The 22,191-nt window shown below is 40.0% G+C and carries 20 protein-coding genes; 5 read left to right on the top strand and 15 right to left on the bottom strand.

Going from position 1 to position 22,191, the window contains the following annotated elements; all coding sequences use genetic code 11:
• Positions 1 to 7: 7 nt before the first annotated feature.
• Entirely contained in the window at positions 8 to 1,510 is a 1,503-nt protein-coding gene (mmsA, locus tag M3600_RS14735) for a multiple monosaccharide ABC transporter ATP-binding protein (protein WP_237942019.1), read from the bottom strand.
• Positions 1,511 to 1,574: 64 nt separating this feature from the next.
• Positions 1,575 to 2,654, bottom strand: a complete 1,080-nt coding sequence (gene chvE / locus M3600_RS14740; protein ID WP_233315834.1) for a multiple monosaccharide ABC transporter substrate-binding protein — start codon at positions 2,652 to 2,654, stop codon at positions 1,575 to 1,577.
• Between the two features lie 700 nt (positions 2,655 to 3,354).
• On the opposite strand from chvE, the gene M3600_RS14745 reads away from it, so the two are divergent.
• On the top strand, positions 3,355 to 3,651 hold the full coding sequence (locus M3600_RS14745; protein WP_237942020.1) for a hypothetical protein: 297 nt from the start codon (positions 3,355 to 3,357) through the stop codon (positions 3,649 to 3,651).
• A gap of 73 nt (positions 3,652 to 3,724) precedes the next feature.
• On the opposite strand, the gene M3600_RS14750 is transcribed toward M3600_RS14745, so the two are convergent.
• The 4 genes from M3600_RS14750 to M3600_RS14765 form a co-directional block, all read right to left on the bottom strand.
• Entirely contained in the window at positions 3,725 to 4,285 is a 561-nt protein-coding gene (locus M3600_RS14750; RefSeq protein WP_251646557.1) for a DUF2812 domain-containing protein, read from the bottom strand.
• 1 nt (position 4,286) lies between these two features.
• Positions 4,287 to 4,604 carry a PadR family transcriptional regulator gene (locus tag M3600_RS14755; protein ID WP_251646559.1) on the bottom strand — a complete coding sequence of 106 codons (318 nt, stop codon included), beginning with the start codon at positions 4,602 to 4,604 and terminating at the stop codon, positions 4,287 to 4,289.
• Between the two features lie 186 nt (positions 4,605 to 4,790).
• The gene (locus tag M3600_RS14760) at positions 4,791 to 6,170 is read right to left on the bottom strand and encodes a glycoside-pentoside-hexuronide (GPH):cation symporter (RefSeq protein WP_233315838.1); all 1,380 of its coding nucleotides are present in this window, start codon (positions 6,168 to 6,170) and stop codon (positions 4,791 to 4,793) included.
• Between the two features lie 5 nt (positions 6,171 to 6,175).
• Positions 6,176 to 8,575, bottom strand: coding sequence for a hypothetical protein (locus M3600_RS14765; protein WP_251646561.1), 2,400 nt, complete (start codon positions 8,573 to 8,575; stop codon positions 6,176 to 6,178).
• Between the two features lie 208 nt (positions 8,576 to 8,783).
• On the opposite strand from M3600_RS14765, the gene M3600_RS14770 reads away from it, so the two are divergent.
• Positions 8,784 to 9,653, top strand: a complete 870-nt coding sequence (locus tag M3600_RS14770; protein ID WP_251646563.1) for an AraC family transcriptional regulator — start codon at positions 8,784 to 8,786, stop codon at positions 9,651 to 9,653.
• Positions 9,654 to 9,924: 271 nt separating this feature from the next.
• Here the strand turns inward: M3600_RS14770 and M3600_RS14775 are convergent, their stop codons facing one another.
• The gene (locus tag M3600_RS14775; RefSeq protein WP_233315841.1) at positions 9,925 to 10,086 is read right to left on the bottom strand and encodes a hypothetical protein; all 162 of its coding nucleotides are present in this window, start codon (positions 10,084 to 10,086) and stop codon (positions 9,925 to 9,927) included.
• Positions 10,087 to 10,423: 337 nt separating this feature from the next.
• On the opposite strand from M3600_RS14775, the gene M3600_RS14780 reads away from it, so the two are divergent.
• The gene (locus tag M3600_RS14780) at positions 10,424 to 11,317 is read left to right on the top strand and encodes a helix-turn-helix domain-containing protein (protein WP_251646565.1); all 894 of its coding nucleotides are present in this window, start codon (positions 10,424 to 10,426) and stop codon (positions 11,315 to 11,317) included.
• 94 nt (positions 11,318 to 11,411) lie between these two features.
• Here the strand turns inward: M3600_RS14780 and M3600_RS14785 are convergent, their stop codons facing one another.
• The gene (locus M3600_RS14785; RefSeq protein WP_233315843.1) at positions 11,412 to 11,990 is read right to left on the bottom strand and encodes a TetR/AcrR family transcriptional regulator; all 579 of its coding nucleotides are present in this window, start codon (positions 11,988 to 11,990) and stop codon (positions 11,412 to 11,414) included.
• 214 nt (positions 11,991 to 12,204) lie between these two features.
• Here M3600_RS14785 and M3600_RS14790 point away from each other — a divergent pair, with 214 nt between their 5' ends.
• A complete protein-coding gene (locus tag M3600_RS14790; protein WP_233315844.1) occupies positions 12,205 to 12,831 on the top strand; it encodes an FMN-dependent NADH-azoreductase in 627 nt (208 codons plus the stop codon).
• A gap of 39 nt (positions 12,832 to 12,870) precedes the next feature.
• Here M3600_RS14790 and M3600_RS14795 read toward each other — a convergent pair whose 3' ends face one another.
• The 5 genes from M3600_RS14795 to M3600_RS14815 form a co-directional block, all read right to left on the bottom strand.
• Positions 12,871 to 14,130, bottom strand: a complete 1,260-nt coding sequence (locus tag M3600_RS14795; protein ID WP_251646567.1) for a hypothetical protein — start codon at positions 14,128 to 14,130, stop codon at positions 12,871 to 12,873.
• Between the two features lie 81 nt (positions 14,131 to 14,211).
• Entirely contained in the window at positions 14,212 to 15,585 is a 1,374-nt protein-coding gene (gene allB, locus M3600_RS14800; protein ID WP_251646634.1) for an allantoinase AllB, read from the bottom strand.
• Between the two features lie 29 nt (positions 15,586 to 15,614).
• Positions 15,615 to 17,012: an NCS1 family transporter gene (locus M3600_RS14805; RefSeq protein ID WP_233315846.1), complete on the bottom strand. Its 1,398-nt coding sequence runs from the start codon at positions 17,010 to 17,012 to the stop codon at positions 15,615 to 15,617.
• 682 nt (positions 17,013 to 17,694) lie between these two features.
• Complete coding sequence (locus M3600_RS14810) at positions 17,695 to 18,237, bottom strand: YdhK family protein (RefSeq protein WP_233315847.1); 543 nt, start codon at positions 18,235 to 18,237, stop codon at positions 17,695 to 17,697.
• 72 nt (positions 18,238 to 18,309) lie between these two features.
• Positions 18,310 to 18,912: a LysE/ArgO family amino acid transporter gene (locus tag M3600_RS14815; protein ID WP_237942027.1), complete on the bottom strand. Its 603-nt coding sequence runs from the start codon at positions 18,910 to 18,912 to the stop codon at positions 18,310 to 18,312.
• Positions 18,913 to 19,035: 123 nt separating this feature from the next.
• On the opposite strand from M3600_RS14815, the gene M3600_RS14820 reads away from it, so the two are divergent.
• Positions 19,036 to 20,466, top strand: a complete 1,431-nt coding sequence (locus M3600_RS14820) for an aminotransferase-like domain-containing protein (RefSeq protein ID WP_251646569.1) — start codon at positions 19,036 to 19,038, stop codon at positions 20,464 to 20,466.
• 11 nt (positions 20,467 to 20,477) lie between these two features.
• On the opposite strand, the gene M3600_RS14825 is transcribed toward M3600_RS14820, so the two are convergent.
• Together M3600_RS14825 and M3600_RS14830 are read right to left on the bottom strand one after the other, a co-directional pair.
• Entirely contained in the window at positions 20,478 to 20,819 is a 342-nt protein-coding gene (locus M3600_RS14825) for a PTS sugar transporter subunit IIA (protein ID WP_237942029.1), read from the bottom strand.
• Between the two features lie 42 nt (positions 20,820 to 20,861).
• Positions 20,862 to 22,181 (bottom strand): PTS sugar transporter subunit IIC, encoded by a 1,320-nt coding sequence (locus tag M3600_RS14830; protein ID WP_233315851.1) that lies wholly within the window; start codon positions 22,179 to 22,181, stop codon positions 20,862 to 20,864.
• Positions 22,182 to 22,191 lie beyond the last annotated feature (10 nt).

The following is a 22,191-nucleotide window of genomic DNA, read 5'->3' on the forward strand; positions in this document are numbered from 1 at the left end:
GAAAATATCAGCTTGTGATATATTTCATGATGCTTTCCTGTGTCGCTTCCGCTGCTTCTAGCTCTCCCTTTATCCTGCCTTCGTTCATCACATAAATTCTGTCACACATTCCTAACAGCTCTGGCATCTCCGAGGAAATAAGAAGAATGCCTTTGCCTTCTTCGGCAAGCTGGTTAATGATTGTATAAATCTCATATTTCGCGCCAACATCAATCCCTCTTGTCGGTTCGTCGAGGATGAGGATATCTGGCTCTGCATAAATCCACTTGCTTAACACAACCTTCTGCTGGTTGCCGCCACTTAAATTCCCTGTCTTTTGCAGAATCGACGGTGTTTTAATATTCATCTTCCTTCGATAGTTTTCCGCTTCTTTCACTTCCACTTGCTCATTCAAAACAGTGAATTTTGAAAGCTTTTTTAAGTTAGGCAGCGATATATTTTGTTTAATATCTTCTATTAAAATAAGTCCATAATTCTTTCGATCTTCTGTCACGTAAGCCAGTCCATTCTCAATAGCTTCTGGAACATTTTTGAGAGTGATTTCTTTGCCATCCTTATAAAGCTGGCCAGAGATTTTCGTGCCGAACGACCTGCCGAAAATGCTCATTGCAAATTCGGTCCTTCCAGAGCCCATTACCCCAGCAATCCCGACGATTTCACCTTTTTTAATATGCATATTAATCTTGTCGATGACTTTCCTGTCACTTTGCAGCACTTCCCAATCCTTCACCTCAAGAATGGTTTCGCCAATCTTCGGCGTTCTGTCTGGATAGCGGTTCGTCAGCTCCCTGCCGACCATGCCTTTAATGATTCTGTCCTCTGAGACTTCCTCCCATTTCAATGTCTCAATTGTCCTTCCATCCCTGATGATAGTAATGCTGTCAGCAACCTTTGAGACTTCGTTCAATTTATGGGAAATCATGATGCTCGTCATACCTTCTTTCTTAAAGGAAAGCAGCAGCTGCAGCAAATTTTCGCTTTCTTCTTCATTTAGCGCCGCTGTAGGTTCGTCCAAAATCAACAGCTTAACATCCTTCGACAGAGCTTTAGCAATCTCCACAAGCTGCTGCTTGCCGACACCAATTTGTGATATGAGTGTATTCGGATTTTCAGACAGGCCGACCTTCTTCAATAGCTCTCTTGCTTTTACTACGGTCTCATTCCAATTGATAACACCAGCTTTCGCCTGTTCATTTCCTAAGAAAATATTTTCTGCAATCGACAGCTCTGGTATCAGGGCAAGCTCTTGGTGAATGATAACAATCCCTAAGCTTTCACTGCTCTTTATGTCTTTAAACATACAGACATCATCTTGAAAGAGAATATCTCCTGCATATGTGCCATGAGGATACACACCGCTCAGCACCTTCATGAGCGTTGATTTTCCCGCTCCATTTTCGCCGCATAATGCGTGAATCTCGCCTGCTTCAACCTTCAAGTTCACATCATCAAGCGCCTTGACGCCGGGAAATTCCTTCGTAATATTTCTCATTTCGAGAATATTCCCCATGCTGTCCTCCCCCTTTTTACTTGCGGCAGTTCCCCTTTAATGAAGAGGAACTGCCGCAATAGTTTTAGTTGTTCAATTCAGACTCATCATAATAGCCGCTGTCGATAACAATTTCTTGATAGTTTTCCTTATCAACTGACACTGGCTCTAATAGATAAGCAGGAACAACCTTAACGCCATTATCATATGTTTCTGTATCATTGACTTCCGCTTCTTCACCATTCAAAACAGCCTCTGACATTTCAACTGCTTTCTTCGCTAACTCTCTCGTATCCTTAAAGACGGTTTGTGTTTGCTCGCCTGCAATGATGGACTTAACAGACGCCAATTCTGCATCCTGTCCAGTCACGACTGGCAGCGGCTTATCTGCTGTACCATAGCCGACACCTTTTAAGGACGCGATAATACCGATGCTGATCCCGTCATACGGAGACAAGACTGCATCCACATTTTCCTTCGTATAATGAGCACTCAACAAGTTATCCATCCGTGCTTGAGCTGTCGCTCCATCCCATCTTAATGTTGCACCTTGCTCAAACTTCGTCTGTCCGCTTTGAACAACAAGCTTGCCTGAATCAATATAAGGCTGTAAGATAGACATCGCCCCATCAAAGAAGAAATACGCATTATTATCATCAGGAGAACCGCCAAACAGCTCCACATTAAATGGGCCTTCGCCATCCTTCAAGCCAAGCTGCTCTTCTATATAGCTGCCTTGCAGCACACCAACCTGGAAGTTATCAAATGTAGCATAATAATCGACATACTCACTCTTTTTAATCAAACGGTCATAGGCAATTACTTTAATTTCCTGCTTATGCGCCTTTTCTAAAACATTTGTCAGCGCCTCGCCGTCAATCGCTGCAATAACAAGCACATTTACACCCTTTGTAATCATGTTTTCAATCTGGGAAACCTGGTTTTCCACAACATCCTCTGCATATTGAAGATCAACCTTATAGCCTTTCTTCTCAAACTCTTCCTTCATATACTTACCATCACTAATCCAGCGCTCAGATGATTTCGTAGGCATGCTGACACCAACAAAGCCCTTCTCATCCTCACCGCCTCCGCCGCCCCCCGAACAGGCAGCCAGCGCAAACAATAAAACCGCAGCTAAAATTACAGATAAAAGCTTCTTCATCCGTGAACCCCTTCCCATATGTCTATTTCTTGGGCCTTCTGTGCTTGGTGCCATACTTGTCTTTTTTAAAGACTCTCGCAAGCAAGTATACGCTTTCATTTGAATCTCTAAAAAAGGAGCTTATCTCTCCGACGAAAGCCCAATAATATTGCTATGTGCCACCATTTTGGAATATGCCAGTTTATTTTTTCCGGTGTGCGGGACAAGGAGTGGAAAAGTTGGATTGGAAATTGATAGTTTTAACAGCTGCAGAGTTTCAGCTAATTCTATGGTTGATAATATTTACTTAAGGATGCTCATGATTTGAGACTTTCGATATTCATATGGAGGTAAATTTTTTGGATTTCAGAAACGGATGAAAAGAGCAGTTTCAATTCTAAAATAAGCTGTTTCTTTTTTGAAATATTCCTGCTGTGAAATTGTATTAATATAGTAGTGTATATAGAAATTCATATAAAAGGGCTTCCTGATGACATAAAGATAAAAAAGAGAGTTGGTCATGAAAAATGAATGTGTTTTGCTTATTGCTTTTCAACATCATCCACCAATTCCTTACAGGAGAAAAAATGGAAGTTTAAGATAATAGATTATGTATAAACGCAAAAAAATAAGATGAGCCTTATAAAGACAAATTTTTAGGAGTTTAAGAGACTTATAGAAATAGAGAATTAAAATTAGCAGTAGGAAAAGGGTGAATGAAATGAAGCTTAATTTTAATGAAGAAATGAAAGCTAGCACTATTAATTCACACGGAAAATTAGAACCGGATGTTCCTTTACCAGATTATATAAAAGTGACACATGCAGCTAAAATTTTGCAGTTACCTCCAGAAGTAATCAGAAAGTATTGTCACGAAGGGATACTGGAAGCTAAACGAAATAATCCCGGCAGCGGGATGTGGAGAATTAAAACAAAGCAACCGACTATCCTTAATGGTGAAAGCTGGGGAGAGTTTGTTGATTATTGTAGAAGGAAACAGGAGAAGTTTAGGGGTTAATAAAGAAGCTCTATTTTATGTCAGGCTGAGCTTCTTTACTTCCATTTAGTATGTAACTATTAAACTTCCCTCATTATTGTTTTAACGACTGATATATCTTTTTATGCTTAACGAAATCTATTAAGCATTTAATTGTACAAAAAATCGTAAAAAATCCACCAGCTCCGAATGCACTTTTATCAAATTGAAAGTATAAAGAGAATAAGATAATAGAAAATACAATGTACATAACAATATTAAGGAGATATCCATTCATTTTTCGTTTGTCGCGTCCTTTATAGGAATCACTATCAGAAAATATCTCTTTATACTCATTTGTACTATCAGAGTAGAAAATATGTTTAGAATAGAAAACATTCTTAGAGAGAATTGTCCAGCCTGCATCTTCAAAAATAGACTTGTATTCTATGTAATCTCTTTTTCTATTAAATAAACGATAGTCAATTTTATAAATTAATTCTTTCTGATCATTACTCTCCATCCGTTCAAATTCATATTCACATTTCTCCACTTCTTCAGAATCATACTTTTTAAGGACCCAGCCATCCATTAACATGTCTTGCAACCATTTTTCTTCTTCATTTAAATTAATAAATTTCGCACTAATTTTTTTAGAATTTTTATCTTTTCTCATTTCACTTCTCCCTCTGTTCAATGATGCGTTCTGTAAAACTCACCATCTTTTGATATCTATTAAACTCCTCTTGAAATACCTGTTTCCCTTTTTCTGTAAGAGTGTATGTCTTTTTTTTACGACTATCCAATTCTTCTTTCCATGCTTTAATGAGCTTTTGCTTTTCTAAATTGCTAAGTATCCCATAAAGGGTTCCTGGTGCGATTATTAAATTCCCTTCACTTATGCGCTCTATCATCTTAATAATCCCATAACCATGTAAGGGATCATTATAAAGAGCCAGCATTACCAAATATGTTGATTCAGTTAGTGGTTTCATACAGTCTCCTTAATATTCAGAGTGACGATATATTTATACACATAGTATTACACACGATATATCGGAGGTCAATATATAGTTGGATAATTTTGTCATGTTTCTCAGTGTCCTTTTTACAACTCCAACATATAAAAAAGGCTCAAGCAAAACATCTCTGTTTTACTTAAGCCTCGTAATCTATTCTATTTACCGCTTCAACAACAACTCATTCCGAACCTTCTCCTCATTCTTCTCATACTTCATATAATTAAGCATAATTACTGCTCCAACTATAAAGAAGATTGCTGGCAGCCATGTGAAGCAGAACTTAATTGCTGCAAGTGAGGAAGCTGTTTGAGTGGCGTTGGCTACATAGCCTGCTTTATCCATAATGATGGATGGAATAAAGCTTCCTAAGCCTGCTCCGATTTTGATACAGAAGGAGCTGCCGATTGCTGTTAGGAAGCCGCTGGCACGGATACCTGTTTTCCATTCGCCATAGTCAACTGTGTCAGACAGCATAGCAAACGGCAAGGTAACGGCGATTCCTGTTCCTAGTGAAGCAATAACCCAGCCAAAGATAATCATTGACGTACTTGCTCCTGCGAAGGCAATAATTATTTGACCGATTGCTGCTACAGCAAAGCCTAAGATTTGTGTGTGCGTTTTCAAAAATTTCTTCACGATAAATGGAATAATCGTGATTGAAATCATTTGGAAAACGACCAATCCATTTAGTATGGATGCTAAAGATTTTTGATCCAAATTGTACTGGGAGTAATAGATTAATGTCGATGTTCTTGATGTGTTGCCTAACCAATAAAAGATGAAGGCAAGCACTAATGTTATCCATGGCCAATTTCCTTTAACTGCTCTGAAGCTTTGGCGAATTGGGATGGATTTGATTGTTTTTGTATTGATTTCCTTTGTTCCTGCGAAGGCGAACAGCATTAAAGCAATTGCTATAACAGCGTAAATTCCAACCGTTACTTGGAAGCCTAGTTTATCGTTTCCGTTTCCAAAAAAGGCTACAAGCGGCAGAGTGAAGGACGCAGTAATTAAATAACCGATCATGCCGCCATTGCTTCTCCATGAATTTAAGCGCACACGCTCATTGGAGTTATTTGTTAGGTTCGGCAAAATCGCTGTAATTGGTGTGGCAATTCCTGTGTAGACAATCCCCATTAGAATATAGGTGATTAAAGCGTAAATTACCTTCGCATTTCCCGATAAGTCTGGAGCTAAAAATGTTAAAAAGAACATGACACCAAAAGGAACGGCCAGCCAGAGCCAATACGGGCGGTTCTTTCCGTGTTTTGTGTTCGTATGGTCGATGATTAATCCCCAGATAGGTGCATCTAATGCATCGAATATCCGGGCAACCAGCAATATTGTTCCTGTTGCTGCAATAGAAATCCCGAAGACATCGGTATAAAAATACATGATAAAACTAGTAAGCGTACAATAAAGCAAATTTCCGGCTGTATCTGTACTTGCATAAGCTAACACGCGTTTTAGGGGCATTTTTGAATTATTATCATCGATATTATTTTCTGGTAACTGTTTAGCTGTGCTGCTTTGTTCCATCTCACTCACTCCCTAGTCAGTAATTGTTCTTTCGCTTTGAACTGTCCATCTACTAACAAAATTTGCGGCATCAATCGGCCGTTTTCTGAAACGAAGTGTAAGTCTTTTTCATAAAAATAATATTCAGACGGGTATGGGGCATAGCTTGTGATTAACAGTCCATCCTCTGTATCTTCAATAGAACCATTCACAACAGCGATTTTACCGTCTTCCTCATATAAGAATGTCTTCTTGCCGAATCCGTCTAAATAGGCAACCAGCTCTTCCCCCATATCCCAATCCGCTGTCTCTTCTTCTTTTGTAAATAAGCGGGTAAATATACCGCCATCTCGGAAGAAGGTTGATTGACCAAAGCGATTGCGAGACAGGTCTGGCCTGTTTATATGAGGACCAGCAATGCTGTAAGTGGAAGCAGCCTCTCCAGTAGTTAGTTTCGTATCTGTTGCTTTTGCATTCGTGTCATAGCAGTAAAGAATCCCGATTGTTGCCCGGTATGCCGCCTTTAAGTAGCGGATATCCTGTAATTCCTCGTAAACTTTCAAGCAGGCAGCTGCTGTAACTCCTCCCCAAAGGGAATGAATCATATAAGATAATGCCTCCCACCAGCGGTCAGGGCTTTGGGCCCGGAAGTCATTAGAAAAGCCAATATTCGCAAGCACTAATTCTCCATATCGTTTTGCAGCGTTATGATGTTTTGTGCTTGCCAACGCTCCTGCAGCTGGCCCAAATCCGGCATTATCATAGAAATGCTCTGTGACGGCCGCTTTATATGTCGAGCTGTCTTTAGCTACAGTCTGTGCTATGTTAGACCATAGTGCGCTGATTTCTTCATATTTTTCTGTTAGTCCGCGATTTTTCAGCTCTGCCATTAATTCGTCAATGTATAAGAAAAACACCCCTAACATTTGCGCTTCTTCTTTTCCTCTTGGCGTATTGTGGAGATCAGGGTTTACTCTTAAAGAGAACACGTCGGCAGCCCAAGATAAATAGGTATCTGGCTCATTCAGCTGCAAAATATCTTGATCGAACTGGGAAAGAAGATAGAAAACATGGGCTATATATTCGAAATCCATGCAGCGATAGAAGTCGCCATAAAGGTAAACAGGCTTTGTAAACTCACCGTTTTCGAACCATTTTTCACGAATATAATGAACGCAGCTTGCTTCTACTTGCTGTACTTCTTTCGCATTCACTTTACCAAGCAGGTTATTTTTCAATACTAAGCTTAATTTTCCTAATGACTCACCTTGATTAGATAGCGGCGAATAGCTGTAAGGATTTTCGCTGTCTGCTCCATTAAATAACACATCGCTAATATAGCGGGAGCGATTTTCAATGATGGTTTTGATTGGCTCCATTACATTTAAGATAATGCTGTCAAAAGACTGGTCATCTATTTCAATCGTAATTTTATGTTCGCCAGGTACAGTGAACAGCAGCTTCCCAGCGTATGTTTGTTTCATGCGTTTAATTTTACCGACAATATTTTCTTTCTTTCGGTTGCCATTCCGGTCCAAATACTCGATATAGGCATCTGTTAAATACTTGTTGTCAGGCAGCTGTACCGAAAAATCATAATATTTACCTGCTATCGCAAGGGGCTCAAAGTTAAAAACAGGATGGCCGTGCTGCTCTTGGCCAATTTGATAGAAGTCCTGCTGACTTTCAAATGATTGCAGCTTGTATTCCCATTCCTTCTCACTTAAGCCAGACAGAGCAAAGTCAGTTTTTTTGTATAACCAATCGGCATTCTCAAAACTATCTGGATATCCGCCTGCCAAGATTAATTGATGAAAAAGCAGACCATCAAGAGATGGGGAAACGCTTTCAAAAAAGAGATTATTATACGCACAGTATGTTCCTACCGATAATGTTTGTCCTTTTGTTTGAAACATACCTAAATGCGGGGCTTCATTACTTCTGCGAATACATGCCAGCTTCGAATAATCGGCAGAGATAGAAGGAAATACAGCCGCAGAATGATTGGTTTGCTGATTAAGGTCATTCTTGCGGAACATCACGTAAGAAAAGGAAGACCAGATGGCAAAATCGGAAATATTCACTTCCTTCGCTTCCAGGTTTTTCATCGTTATATTCCAGACGAGATTGTCTTCAGCTTGCTTTAAATCGTACTTCATGATGACTTCTATCTGTTCAAAGGTGTATGTGACTAAAGCTTGGGCCGCTTCTCTTATAATTGTTGGGGCTGTATCTGCATTAGTAAGCTTCATACCGTCAACTGTCAGTGAAAAGCTCCCAAATAATTTATCTTTTTCTTCATATCCTGTTTGCGTAAGATAGTTTGAGTCAATGACCCAATTCATTTGATGTGTATCTTCTTTTAAAACTAAATTTGTTAAATTTCCACTCGGTGAAATTTCTAATGTAAAATGGTTATTCTCCATAAAAAATACCTCCTTAATTTAAAATACTGTGGTAATTTCCTATCCCGTAACGGTGTTTTTGAAGGTATAATAAGTTGAAAGCGCTAACTTTTAATATCGCCACTAAAATATAACAAAATAAATTATCATTGAACATAAAGGATTCTAATCATTTTTTAAGATATTTCACTCGATTTATAAATTTTTTTTAGAGAAAGAGGTGAGTTGGATGGAAATAGTTTCAATCGCTGTACCGCCCTTTCCTATCTTTATTGAAGGCAATATAACGTTATATGAAAAAGGAACAAGCCATCCGGACAGAAGCGAATTAGAGTATTTTGATATTATTCTTGTGAAGAAAGGCCGGCTGTATTTAACGGAGAATAAGAAAGAATTTATAGTTAATAAGAATGAGATGCTGCTCTTACTGCCCTTCAAACACCATTTCTCCACCATTCCGGCAGATGAGGAGACAGAGTTTTATTGGCTGCATTTCTATACAAACAGCTACTATACAGAAGAAAATCAACCTGTGAAGCTAGAATCAACGATTCCCATCCCAGCATTGCATTTTCATAATCACAGCTACACACTGCACCTGCAAAAACAATGCACTCTAGTTGATTATGAAGAAATTTATAAAAAAATAGACCAGCTGTTAGCGGCCACCACGAAGGAAAATAAAGATTTGTCTTTCTGGGATATTCAGATCAGCTTCTTCTCTCTTATCAATCTATTAGAATCGCAAGGCATGGCAAAGGACAGCGGCTACATCATCTCTGAAAAAGTTGCCCAATATATACGCGATCATTATCACAAACCAATTACGAACACGATTCTGGCAAAGGAATTTAATATTCATGAAAATACGATTGCAAAGTATATGAAAAGATTCTATAAAGTCACGGCACTGGAATACTTAAATACGTACCGCCTAGAGCAAGCCCGAATTCTGCTCCTTAAAACAGATTATCCAATTCAGTCTGTTGCAGAGCAGTGCGGCTTTAGCTATGGTCCTTATTTTTCCAGTGCTTTTAAAAAGACTTATGACATTTCGCCATTGAATTATCGGAAGAAGCATATGGGGAAAGAAAAATGATACCAAACTTTGTTTGGCTTTATTTCCCTTTGTTTTCATTTGTTGGCAGCTAGTATGCCTTTTTTCATAATATGCAAGTTTATTACGGTGTATCATAAAAATCCAATTAATCACGGCTGTATAGTCCCCTTTATACGCATAAGGTTCAATTGCCAGTAATTCTTTTACGAAACTAAACAATCCATAATTGAAATATTAATAACATCATTGTTTAGCGAATGATACCAAAACTGCATAAAAAAAGAGCCGCAAATTAGCAGCTCACTATCTATTATTCTGTTCCACCAACCAGCTCAATTTCTGACCGTCTGACAAGCTCTACCGTATAGCTGTTTTGCTGAAGATCCTTTATTTCCAGGAAACCAGAGTTATAGATATGTATAATTCGGTATTTTCTCCCTTTATATTTGACCTTTTTTCCCAATGACAGCATATGGTTGAACCTCCTATTTAGAATGAGATTAGCGACTCATGGTGAATATCTGCAAAACTTATCAATGCTCAAATGGCAGTCCGGCTGCCTTAACGACTGAAGTGTCTAAGGATTGAGTTATGTTTCCAAATGGTGAGATCAATAGACCAAACAACAAAATGGCTGCAAATAGTTTTTTCATAAGATCACCCTCATCTTTCGCTTTTTTTCCAGTATACTTTGGCTGAAGAATCGGTGCGTTTATGATGAGAGCTTGTCTCAACGGATATGCTATAATGAGAGGCAGAAAAGCTGGATTTCCCTCAAAAAATATAAAAATTTTTATAAAATGGTGAGAATGATGGTAGAGTTGAACGCTAAAGCACTTGGGGAAGAGGTTAAGCGGCTGCGGAAACTGAATAAGCTTTCACAAACACAGCTTGCAGACGGAATCTGTACACAGGCGACAATCAGCGGCATTGAAGCTGGCAGGGGCTATCCAAGTGTGGATATTCTGTATATTATCTCTATTCGCTTGAAGGTAACGCTAGAATATTTATATAAAATTCTCTTAAATGATGCCGAGGATTATATTAAAGAAACAGAAGAGCTTCTGGAAGATTTAATGAAACAAAAAAATTATAAAGAAGCCTATGAAATTTGTCAAAGTGAACGAAAGCAAGGAAACAGAAATCTCGGCTATAAATTCGAACAGCTGATAGCGTGGGTGCATATTGTGTCTGGTTATTATCTGCAAAAATACGATTATCGAATCGCTATCAAGGAACTGGAGAATCTTCTCGATGATGATCATCCCCTTTTCGGGCAAGACTTCATTGATTTCCGTATTCAAAACAGCATCGCTATCATCTATGCAGAAAACAGCCTGTTTCAGAAAAGCCTGCGGCAATATAAAAAAATCCTTTCTTATCAAGAATTTTTGAAACAGCAGCATAAATTCCAAATTAAGCTTCATTATAATATTTCGAAATTATTCTTTCTGCAAAAAGAATATATACGGTCCTTAGAGCATGCCGACAGCGGCATCGCTCTTACTAAACAAAAGGAAGATATCTCAATGGCCGGCCAGCTGTATTTCCAGCGGGGAGAATGCTTAGAAGAATTGGATGAGGACTTGGATGCTGTCAAAGAGGCATACAAGAAGTCGCTTTTTATCTTTGAACTGCTTGGAAATGAACAGTATGCAGCTATGGTGAAGGAACAAAAACGGGATATCTTCTCTTCTATGTAAAGATGTACTTGGAAAAAACTAAATTCCTAATTTAAGATAGAAGAAAAAACACCGCCAATATCATCCGAATCGACGGTGTTTTTTCTGTTTTAACTTATCCCTTAAAATAATGCTCTAAACCGCTTGTCCACATCGGTACAACCTGCTCAATAAGCTCTTCTACAGATCTTTTTCTGCCTTCTTTATTCCAAGTGTAACTCGCTCCGTAAATGCCCCAGCTTAATGAGGTGGCTATTGCGATATGCTCGTCCTTCGGATTTGTCTCATGCTCCAGAAGATGAAGGATGACATCGTAAACTGCCTCAATCATCTTATTCTGGAAGTGGTCCCCGAGAGATTCATAGTTTTTGGCACATTGGCCGCTTAATTCTTGATGGTATTGGCACATCACGTAAAATAGGCTGCTCAGTGAATTTTCGTTGAAGACGGCATGACAAGAAAGACGCTGATGCAGTGTTTCTCTGAAACCATCAAGTAATGTCAGGTCCAACAGCTCATATTTATCGAGGAAATGTGCATAAAAGGTTGCTCTGTTGATGGTTGCTTTTTCCGTGATATCCTTGACGGTTATGTCTTTGAAATCCTTCTCCTGGATTAAAACAGTAAAGGCATCCAAAATAAGCTGTCTCGTTCTAAGTACTCTTGGGTCGCTTTTTGTTGTGGTCGTTTCCATTTTCCCCACCTCCATATGTAAAAAAATGTTCTATATATTGAACTAAACGACATTTTTCGACTTATGTTGTTTAGGCTACATATTAAAAATAATGACGATTGCTACTAGTATAATTATATTCTATCATAAAGTAAGCAACACATGTTGTTTAAACGATAAGCGTTTAACTATAACTGCTAGAAATATATAAAATTTAAAATAGAGGTGTTTAAGAATGGCAAACGTATTATTCATAAAAGCAAACTCACGTCCAGCTGATCAAGCAGTGAGCGTTCAGTTATATGATGCTTTCTTGCAAAGCTACAAAGAAACTCATCCAGAAGACACAATCACTGAATTGGATCTTTTCCAAGAAAACCTTCCTTACTTGGACAACGACAAAATCAACGGTATGTTCAAGCTTGCTAGAGGAATGGAATTAACAGAAGGCGAAAAAGCTGCATCTGACCTAGTAACTAAATACTTGGATCAATTCCTTGCTGCTGATAAAGTAGTATTCGGTTTCCCATTGTGGAACTTCACTGTGCCTGCAGTATTGCACACATACCTTGACTACTTGAGCCAAGCAGGCAAAACTTTCCGTTACACTGCTGAAGGTCCAGAAGGCCTTGTTGGCGATAAGAAAGTTATGCTATTGAACGCTGCTGGCGGCGTTTACTCTGAAGGACCTGCTGCTTCTGTTGAATTAGCAGTTCGTTATGTAAAAACAATCCTTGCATTCTGGGGCGTACAAAATCCTGAAACAATTATCATTGAAGGACACAACCAAAACCCAGATCAAGCTGCAGAAATCATTGCTGCTGGTGTTTCTAAAGCTGCTACTGCTGCTGCAAAATTCTAATTATAAAGGGCTGCTATCTAGCAGCCCTTTTTTATGTTCTCACAGGTCATTTAAGAGTCCGACTTTGCCTGTTTCTCCGTCTACATAATGGTGGCAGTCAAGGAATCCGCATAAGACGTATTCTTCTTTTTCTTTGTCGTAAACATAGTATGGCTTCAAAATGAGGTAATCCTTTATTGCTTCATATGCTTCCTCTTGGGAAATTTTGATTTCCCTCGGCTTTTTATACTCTGGAAAGCTATCTAGCATCATTTCATTGTCCATATAATTAAATGCCTTAAAGCTGCTGCCATCCAGCATGATTAGTAGTTTTCTATTTAAAATATTCCGCGACTGTTGATTCTGTACTAGCTTCACACCAATATAATTATAGCGACGGTGAATTTCAGTCATTCTCCACTTGCCTGAATCATTTGGGTGCATCTTCTGCAGGAAACATTTCACCTCTTTCACGCATATTTGGACAACATTATCTGATATTGGGAAGGTTTCCGGATGCGGTTCACATGCAAAAGCCTGTTCTGGCGTTAATTCCTCCAAAAGCTTAACTGGCTTTCGTTTAAATCGTTTATATATCGGTTCAGCCCATTCCAATACAAAATTAACTTTCTGGGTATTTTCAGACAAATCAAAGGGCAGCGTTCCGGTCAGGTCATTACGGATATAGACTTCCTCAATCGCATATGCGGGCACAATTCGCTGTTGCTCCATTGCTGAAAAATCCCATTGCTGGAATTGCTTCTTAACCAAATGTTCTGCTTTATGGAGATTAAGTGTGTACGGTTCGTTTCTGATTACCAGCTTATCTATAAAGCTTCCATATACACTATAAAAGACAAGTTGTCCTGCTTCATCAAATTCAATTTCCATCCACTCTTTCGGACGAATCTCCAATCCATCGATTATCCTAATAAAAGAAAGCTTGTCCTCATCTTCCTGCCAGGATATAAAATCTTCTTCATACGTTAAACCCGATTCCCTCTCTATCCAACGGATTATCTCTTTTTTATTCTTCACCTGCAGAACAGGCTTATCTAAATACGATTTTCCACCAACAAATATAATACTATTAAACCGCTTTGTATCTATTGAAATACTGACAGAAGCTGTCCCTTCTGGAACCTCGTCCTCCTCATCATATGCTTTAATATGCTCAGGCAGCCATTCCATTTCCAATGAGTACACTGTTTTGTTCTGATTTGTTACTTTTCTATCAAGGTCACAGGAGTAAAGATAATAGTTTCCTAAACTAAGCTTCTCTTTCGTATAATCTACCAATGCTTGTATTCTGGCATCCACTCTGTTTTCCTCCTCGTACATAATCTCTTAGGGTAAATTATACCATTAACTAACATAGAAAAAATCCTAAACACTTTTGGTTTAGGATTTGATTTCTATTTGTTGTACTGGTTTAATCCATTCTCCTTCAGGGCCAGCTGCCTGAATCCTTCCATCATGAAATAGAAGTTTGCCTCGATTAATCGTGCTGTTTATTCTGCAAGGAAAAGTATGGCCTATATATAAGCTGATTTTATTTTTCGCAAAGAAGTTATCTTCACTCACAGTAAATGGTTCATCTGTAGACACAAGGATAAAGTCAGCGTCATAGCCTTCAGCAATTTTACCTTTTGCTTTCAGTCCAAATCGTTCGGCTGGATTTAAGGCTGTGATATTGGCGATTTGTTCAAACGGAATCTCGTATTTTAACGCTAATTCCATCATCGACAAGAAGGAAAACTGGCCGCCGCTAATGCCGCCCCATGCTTGAAAAATATTATATACAGCCGAGTCCTTCAAATCACTTGTACATGGGGAGTGATCGGAGGAAATCATATCAAATTTCTGGTCGATCAGGAGTTTGATGAGCTTTTCCTGTTCGTCTTGTTTGCGCAAAGGCGGAGCACATTTAGCAACAGGACCGTACCCACGCAGTGCTTCATGGTTAAACAGCAAATAATGCGGGCATGTTTCGACGGTAACATCCATGCCTTTTTTCTTTGCCTCTTCAATCTTTGTGATTGCCTCATGTGAGCTGATATGAACAAAATGCAAGGGACAGCCAGTTACTTCTGCATAATACAAAGCACGCTGTACTGCTTCTGCTTCGGCAGCAACCGGACGTGTTTCTAAATAATCATCTGCTGTTACATGTCCTGCCTCTATCTTACGGGCAGCAAGCCAATCTGTAATCGGACCGCTTTCAGAGTGAAGCGCAAGCACCTTCCCTAAGCCGGCGATAATCTTCATTCCATTCAGCAAGGTGATATCATCGACATTTTCGAATTCCTTATTGCCTGTTGTAGACAGGAATGCCTTAAAGCCAATCACGCCCTCTTCTGCAAGCTCTGCTAAATCCTCTTCATTGCCAGGAACAAGTCCGCCCCATAAGGCGAAATCTGTGTAAGATTCTGCCTTTCCTCTGTCACTTTTCAAGTAAAGAGCTTCTTTGTTTACAGTAGAAGGAATGCCGTTTAGTGGCATATCAAAGAAGGTTGTCACACCGCCAGCTGCCATCATTTGTGAGCCTGTGCAAAAGCCTTCCCAATAATCACGGCCAGGATCACTGAAATGAACATGCACATCAATCATGCCTGGAAAAACATACTGTCCAGCTGCATCAATAACAGAGTCTGCTCCTGCTAACTCAGCACCAATCGCCACAATCCTGCCGTCTTTAACTCCGATATTTGTTGTCTGTACTTTATCAGGAAAAACAACCTTTCCGTTCTTAATCAGCATATCAAACATTACTATCTCTCCTTTTTTCTCATATGTTTATACCATTACCGCTCGAATATTGTTCCTTTCTTGAAGACCGAATCTTTAAAGGTATATTTCATCAACAGGAAGTACGACAATCCGCCAACAATAACTCCAACAATCCAGCCGAGATCTACTTCAATAAATGCAGCACCTGCACCGAGCAGCATCGCAATAATTGCACAAGGATTGAAGCCTGCAAACGGGCCGGTTTCGTCATATAAATCAGCAACATTCACCGTTTGTCTTCGCAATAGATAATATTCTACGAGCAAGATGGCAACAATTGGACCTAAAAAGGCGGAGTAGATTAACACAAATGTGTTCAAGCCGGCTGCTGAATCATCTTGGACAAGCACCCATGGGAATGAACCAAATGCAAGCAGGCCCGTAATGATGACAGCAACTTTGTATTTCGCTTTTGTCAGCATGGTAATCACATATGTTGGCGGAATGATGTTCGCTACCATATTTACAGCAATAGCACCAATCACAATAAATGCCGAAACAGCTGCCGTTATATAAGGATTATCAACCACTACTGCAAATGCTTTGACCGGATTTGAGATACCTGTTGCTGATGCAAGCATCGCACCGATTGTAAGAACAAAACCATAAGCAATGAAGATTGGTGAGAAGTATAAGAAGCCGCGCTTTGTGCTGCTGACACCTGATTTCAACTCACGAGAGTAATCTGCTGCACTTAGGAAAATGGCTGCATAGTTGCCGAGGAACACCATGATGAATGCAAAGAATGGCAGCCCCCATGTCCCTTCAGAATGAACCCATCTTTCTGCAATAATTTCGCGGTGTGATGCCATAAGAAGATAAAACACATAAACAAGTCCCAGCATGATAACAACAGATGCTAAAATCTCGACCCATTTAATTGCGTGGAATCCATATAAAGAAAGAACAATTTGCACTAGCTGTATCACTACAAAGCAGATAACCGTATTATCAAAAGCACCGCCTGTCACTATTTTCGCAATCTCATTCAAAGCTGTACCGCCAAGCCAGCTTTGGAAGCCAAACCAGATGATGGCAGGAACCCCACGCAATAAAGCTGTAATGGCAGAACCCTTGATTCCAAAAGACATCCGCAGCTGCATAACATAAGGAACTCCCGTTTTATAACCGAGCCGGTCATTCAATGTAAAAAATATAGATATAATTCCAATCGCAATAATCGCAGCTACGAATGTTTGCATAAGATTCAGCGTTGCTGCTCCAGCGACAATCAAGCTTGCACCTAAGGTCATATTCCCTAAATTAACGCCATCACCAATCCACATGAACATGTACGAAAGCTTACCGACACTTCTTTCTTCAACCGATTTCGGTCTTAATGATTCATCTACATCTCCCCCATTTGGAAGTGTTGCTTCTGCAATTGGTTGACTTGCCAAGTTTGTAGACATGTTCCATCATCTCCTTTTAAATAAGTGATCCAACAACTTGAATATTATGATTATTATGAAAATTTAAGTTATAAAGAGCCCTTTTACAGTCTGACAAATGCTCCTTTCCATTCGTTATGAAAAGTGACAATAGTTGTTAATAAAACTCACATGTTTTAATATGTGTTAATAATATAAGAGTTGTTTTTGAAAAGCATTGGAGAAAATGTAAAATTTACACAAGATTTCTAGACTGTTTGCACATTTTTGGAGGAAGATCGGCTTTTGAAGTAAGCATTTAGTTAACAACACAAAAAATGGAGTTACCCTATTCTGAATACACCTCTACTTCTTTCAGTTATTAGTGATATTATGGCAGAACCAAATGTAAGCTTTTTTACATATAAGAAGAGGTAAAAATCATGAAAAAATTCACGCGAACTAAGTTTAAGCATAAATGCACTACTATAAATCTTACTTATAATAGCTATGCTAAATACGATAACCCCTTATTGCCGCAGTATTTCAATATTTCTTTTATTATAAAAATGATTGGTGAGAAGGATGTTATCTTAGTTATGTTCGTTTAATAGACTAATAAATGGATAAGCTTAACAACAGCTGAGCTTATTTGTTAGCTGACCTATATTTTTACAGTTAAGAAAAAAAGAAGCCTGTCCTTATAACAAGCTTCCTTCCCTCACTATCTAGCCTCGAGTTCATCCTCTGTCAGCCACTTATGATTCGTCACTTTTTCTCCACCGTTTGCTGGTGTATAGTCGACCATGTAAACAGTAGTTTCTACCGCTGCATCGATCACTGCTTCTGCGCCTTTCATACCTTCCATATGGTCCGCTTCTAGGGTTACTTCTGTTCCTGGGGCAAGCTTTTCGTTGCCGGCGTCTTTTATTTCCTCCTGCACGACCCATTTGTGGTTATGCACCATTTCGCCTCCGCCAACAGGAGTATAGGATACTTCATATGCAATCGTATCATAGGAGCTTAGCACCGTTCCTTCAGCATCTTTCATGCCCTTCATATGATCAGCGAGGATGGTCACTTGGCTGCCGTCAATGAATTTTGGTTCAGCGGCAAGCTCTAATCCTTCTGGCAGTTCAGCAGTGCCTGTATGTGTATGTTCTTCATCTGTATGATTATGGTCTGTTTCATTATCGTTATTTGCAGTACAACTGCCCATAATGATGGCAACTGCTAGTATTGGCAATCCTAGCATTCTCCACTTCATCTGTAAAATTCCTCCTTTATGTATTATTCCTATTGTTATCACTAAAGGAGGGGTTTTAAACATGAAGGGTTGTTATAGAAGCTGTTTGACCATCACAATTGCCATTGCCCACATAACGAGAGCGGAAGCTTTGTTGAGCAGAACAAGCAGCTTTCCTGACTTATCTGCTTTGCCTAGCATTCTTCCGGCAATTGCCAAGCAGAAAAACCAAACCCAAGATACGGCGATGCAGGCTAGAGTAAACAGCTGCTTTTCTGTGCCGCTGTAGATAAGCGAGCTTGTGCCGATTACTCCGACTGTATCCATAATTGCATGTGGATTCAACAGCGAAACGGACATGGCAAAGCCGACTTGCTTACCAGGTGTTAGTGTGTGGCCGCCGTCTGTCTTCGGCTTGCTTTTCCATATTGCATAGCCCATATAGATAAGGAAGCAAGCCCCTGCTATAAAGAGGAGGTTTTTCAGCCAAATGAATTGAAATAAAAACAACGATACTCCTAATACTGCAAGCAAAATCAACAAGGTGTCACAAATGCTTGCTGTCAAAATGGCAGGCAAACTGCTGCGGAACTTCCTGTGGCCTGCTCCTTGGTTAAAAATAAATATATTTTGCACACCTAAAGGCAGGATGAGCCCTAGTGCTAATAACATTCCATGAATAGCTGCTTCTAGCATGATATTCCCTCCAAATCGTTAATATCCATCAGTTTACGGCAACACTTCGTCCTTGTCTCCAACCAATTGGTTGGTAATCTCCCCAACCATTTTATATAATGAGACAAAAACAGGAGAACAAGTATGGATAATCACTGGAAGCCAAGCAAGCAGGGTGCTCTTCCTCTCTATCAGCAAATTTACGAATTTATTCAAAAACAGATTATTTCAGGGAACTGGCCTGTTGGCTACAAGCTGCCTCCCCAACGAGAGTTAGCTGACAATTTCCAGGTCAACAGAAGCACGGTTGTGTATGCGTTAGAGGAGCTGAAGGCAGATGGCTGGATTGAATCACAAGTCGGACGAGGCACAGTCGTTTGTCAAAATACATGGAGTTCGCTTACAGCAGGATCACGTGCCGACTGGAAAACTTATGTTCAATCAGGAACTCATCTGCCTAATATTCAAATGATTCAAGAGATAAACAAAGCAGAATTCTCCCCTACTATCATTAGACTTGGAACAGGTGAGCTGTCTCCAAGCCTTCTGCCGACTGCGATGATTCAGCAGGCCTTCGCAGAAACAGCTGCTTTGTCATTAAGCTATCCAGAAGGAAAAGGCAGCTTTCTCTTAAGAAAGGCTGTAAGTGACTATTTGCAAAAAAAGGGGATTGGCACGACACCAAATTCCATAATGATTGTTTCTGGAGCCATTCAGGCATTGCAGCTGATTTCAGTCGGCCTGCTCGACCAAAATTCTGCCATTTTGACAGAATCACCGTCTTATTTAAATTCCATTATGGTGTTTCCATCGGCAGGAATTCGGATGGTTCCACTTAACGGTGAGCTGTCTTTCTCGGCGATTAGCCGGGCAAAACGGCTGCATAATACGGCACTGCTGTATACGACGCCTACCTTTCATAACCCAACAGGTTACTGCATGGCAGAAACGAAACGGATGGAGCTGCTGGAGGCATGTGCTAAAGAACGAATGCCTATTTTGGAAGATGATGTTTACGGTGATTTATGGTTTGACTCACCACCGCCGCCTCCCTTAAAGGCACTTGATAAACATGGCAATGTTTTGTATGTAGGCAGCATGTCGAAGGTGTTAGGTCCAGGACTTCGCATCGGATTTATCGCAGCCCCAGAGCCTGTCATTGAAAGGCTCGCAGACATTAAGATGCAAACAGATTACGGCTCGAGTACACTCTCCCAGTTTGCTGTCGCAAAGCTTTTAACAAATGGCCAATATGACATGCATATAGAGAAAATGCGGCATGAACTGAAGGTTAGACGGGATTTTGTACAGAAGCTTCTGTCCACCTATTTCGCTGATCTCGCTGTTTGGGAACAGCCGGCAGGCGGCTTTTATATATGGCTGTCACTAATAAAGGACATCCCGCTGCAGCTGCTGTTTAAAAAAGCCCTTCAGCACGGTATTCTTATTAATCCAGGCACACTTTACGGCAACTTCAACAGCCATATCCGCCTGTCTTATTCGTACGCTTCCTTTGAGGAGCTCGAGGAGGGCCTGATTACGCTCGCGACAATAATTAGGAGTTTTCGCGCATAAATAAGGCAGTGTCAGCTGTTGACACTGCCTTTTTCTATTACTTCTAATCGTTTATACATATCAATCATTTCTTTGACCAGCTCATAAGTTGTCTCAGCGCTCATAAGCTGGTCTTCTGCGTGCATGAAGAGGAGGGAAAACGGCAGGCTTTCGCCGTTTGCTTCCCTTTGAATCAATGCGCTATGTGTCTTGTGGCTGATGAGGAAAAAGTTTTGAGATTCTTTCAGTTTCTGTTCTGCCAGCTCATATTCTCCTTTTTTCGCTGCATAGAGAGCTTCCATGACGAGGCTTTTTGCCATTCCCACATTGCTGATAATTGTAAAGCCTGTCAGCTCCATTGCATCCTCTGCCATTTCTATATCACGTCCTTTTCCTGCCTTTTATTTGGCATTTCATTAGTTGAAGTTAACTCCGCCATCATTGGAGATTTCTGTTTTTTCTTGCTCCTTCTCATTCTGCAATGCTATTCTGTCGACAGATTTGAAGAATGGATAGTACAGAAGGATAGAAATACCGATTTGCACGACGTTAAGTAATGCGCCTTTCCAGCCGCTGACGAGAAAGCCGGCAATAATCGGCGGTGTCGTCCAAGGGATATTCGTGCCATTTGTCAGCGGCACGATTCCAGATGCCATTGCAAAGTATGCAACTGTTGCCAAAATCAGCGGATTTAAAATAAACGGAATCATCATAATTGGGTTTAAAACAATCGGAATCCCGAAAATAAGCGGTTCGTTAATACCGAAAATCCCAGGTCCAATCGCCAGCTTGCCTAATGTTTTATACTGCTTTGATTTAGCGAACAATAACAAAATAATAGCAAGTCCAAGTGTGCCTCCAAAGCCGCCGACCTTCATGAAGTTCGCGTAAAACTGGAAGTTGATAATATGCGGAATGGCTTCACCTGCACTGAATGCAGCTGCATTGTCTGCTGTTAAAGCAAGCCAGATTGGCTTCATAATACCGCTGACAACATTGGAACCGTGAATACCGAAGCTCCATAGAACTCCTTCAAAGACGGTAACAATTAAAGTCGCCGGCAATGTGTCTCCTAAATACAGGAGTGGAACTTGAAGATAATGATAAATGAAGGCTTGAACTGTCCCAAATGGTGTTAATGAAAAGATGATGCGGACAAGATTGAAGACGATAATAACAAACAATGCTGGAATAAGTGCTGAAAAGGATCTTGCCACATTTTCAGGAACAGAATCAGGCATCTTGATTTTCCAGCCTTTTTTATCGATATAACGGACGATTTCAACAGCTGCAATCGCAACAATCATCCCTAGGAATAAGCCGCTTGCGCCAAGATTAGTTACAGGGATACCTAATCCGCCGTCTTTCAGCTCTAACATCGGTGTTAGAATGAGGAATGCTACGACAACAATGCTGATACAGGCAATGCCATCGAGCTTATATGTGCGCGAAAGACTTCTTGCCATTGCAATGATGACATACACTGTCATCACATTCATTGTCACATCATAAGGAACAGTAAAGTAGGATGCCCAATCTTCCCCTAACAGGGAACTCATGAATTCGGCATAGCCGCCGATTGGAATATTGCCAAGCAGCAAAAAGATTGAACCGATAATCAATAGGGACATAACACCAAAAAATCCGTCTTTAATTGCCGTAATATACCTGTTTCCATCAAGCTTCATTGCAAGTGGACCCATCTTGCTTTCCAGGTTCTCAATAAGTTTCTGCATGTTCTCCCCT

This window comes from Niallia sp. MER 6 (assembly GCF_023714395.1).
Taxonomy (GTDB): domain Bacteria; phylum Bacillota; class Bacilli; order Bacillales; family Cytobacillaceae; genus Niallia.